We start from the raw sequence: 640 nt of genomic DNA on the forward strand, positions 1-640 counted from the left end.
ATGTGTGAAGTTTGGACAGTATCTACTAGAAAAGGTGGGGTCTTGAAAACGACGCTATGTGTAAACATAGCGGGCGTATTAAGTAAAAAAGGAAAAGTCCTTATAGTTGATCTGGATGCTCAAGGTAATGTCGCTTTATCTTTCGGCATTAATCCAGATAAAGTAAAATTAACTATAAGAGACTTGCTTACAAGAGGAGTTGATGCTGAAAAGTGTATAATTAATGTCTATGAAAACATAGACATTATAGCGTCAAACGATGATATGAATGATTTCGAGTTCGAAGTCATTCCGGATAGGGTTAAATATCCAGACCCATTCATATTGTTAAAAGACAAACTAGAGAATTTAAAAAATATGTACGATTACATCATAATAGACACCCCACCTAACTTTGGACTAATACAAGCAAATGCTCTTATGTTTGCTGATAAAGTATTAGTTCCTTATCAGCCCGAAAAATATTCTATGAGGGCACTTGTCAAAATAGTAGATACTGTCAGATTATTTAAAAGAAATTACAACCCCAATTTAAAGTTGTCAGGGGTTGTAGCAACAATGGTTGACATGCGAACAAGTCTCCATTGTGAAATTATGGAAGCTACTAGAAAATTTAGTAGAGAAAAAAATATTCCTCTAC

General features: G+C 34.1%; 1 protein-coding gene. It reads left to right on the top strand.

What is annotated here, in order from left to right; genetic code table 11:
- Positions 1 to 42: 42 nt before the first annotated feature.
- The coding region (locus ETC00_RS19470; protein WP_171567703.1) for a ParA family protein at positions 43 to 640 on the top strand (598 nt) is incomplete at its 3' end.

The organism is Brevibacillus sp. MCWH (assembly GCF_013096935.1).
In the GTDB taxonomy this organism is placed as follows: Bacteria; Bacillota; Bacilli; order Brevibacillales; family Brevibacillaceae; genus Brevibacillus; species Brevibacillus aydinogluensis.